The 1,379-nt window shown below is 63.2% G+C and carries 1 protein-coding gene; it reads left to right on the forward strand.

Annotation, left to right across the window (positions count from 1 at the left end; translation table 11 throughout):
- The coding region (locus LPN03_RS20685) for an IS4 family transposase (protein ID WP_262455752.1) at positions 1-1,237 on the forward strand (1,237 nt) is incomplete at its 5' end.
- Positions 1,238-1,379 lie beyond the last annotated feature (142 nt).

Here is a 1,379-nt window from a genome sequence, read left to right on the forward strand (position 1 = left end):
TGGATGGGTGACCCCGGAGGGTCCCGAACGGTTGACTGACCATATTTCCCTTGGTGTGTTGACGCGGGTGTACCCTGCGGATGTGGTCGACGCGGTGATCGAGCGGACGGGGGCGTTGGAGCAGCGGAACCGGTTGCTGCCGTCCCGGCTGATGGTCTATTACGTCATGGCGTTGGCGTTGTTCTCCAACGGCTCCTACGAGGAAGCCATGCGGTCCCTGCTGGCCGGGATGGAATGGTTGACGGGCCGCTACCGTGAGTGGGTGATGCCGACGAAAGCGGCGATCTACAAGGCCCGGACCCGGCTGGGTTCCGCGGTGATGGTGGAGTTGTTCGCCCAAGTCGCCAAGCCCTTCGCGGATCCTGGAGGGCCCGGGTTCTACAAGGGCTGGCGGCTGGTCTCCGTGGACGGGACCACCCTGGATCTGGCCGACACCCCCGCGAACGAGAAGGCATACGGGCGGCCGGGGACGAAGACGGATTTCAAGTCCGCGTTCCCGCAGGCGCGGGTGCTGGGATTGGTCGAATGCGGGACACATGCGGTGATTTCCGCTGTGGTCGCCGGTTGCACCACCTCCGAGCACGACCTGTACCCGGCCGTGTTGGCGGACCTGGCCACGGACATGCTGGCCATGGCCGACCGCGGGTTCTTCTCCTACACGGCATGGAAGGACAGCGCCGCCACCGGGGCGGCACTGCTGTGGCGGATGAAAGCCAATGCGGTCCTGCCCGTCCATGAAGACTACGGTGACGGGTCCTACCTCTCGGCCGTGTATCCCTCCAGCAAGGACCGGGCCAAGGACACCCACGGCATCCCGGTCCGCGTCATCGAATACAACGTCACCACCGAGAGCAAGGCCACCTCAGGGAACGAGACCACTGACGCGCCGCAGACCAGCATGTTTCGGCTCATCACCACCATCCTGGATCCAGCAGCTGCTTCCAGCGAGGACCTGGCCGGCCTGTATGCCAGGCGCTGGGAAATTGAATCCAGTTTCGATGAACTCAAAACACACCAGCGCGGACCCAACGTCGTGCTCCGTTCCAAAACCCCTGACGGGGTGCTCCAGGAAATCTATGGCTGCCTCTGCGCGCACTATGCGATCCGGTCCCTCATCGGAACCGTCGCGGCCGAGTTCGACGAAGACCCACTGAGCTTTTCCTTCACACGGACCATCCGGGCCGCGCGGCGATCCATCGCCGCGCGCCCGGCTTTTTCCCCCTCACAAGCTAGCTGAAGCCTTCGTCATCTTCTGCCGGGAGATCCTCCACGAACTCCTGCCCCCACGCCGACAACGCATCGTCCCACGCGTCGTCAAACGCAAAATGTCCAACTGGCCGCTCAAGAAAACACACAAAATCACAAAGTAAACGGCATTG

Origin of the sequence: Arthrobacter sp. A2-55 (genome assembly GCF_025548615.1) — a bacterium.
Lineage (GTDB): Bacteria > Actinomycetota > Actinomycetes > Actinomycetales > Micrococcaceae > Specibacter > Specibacter silviterrae.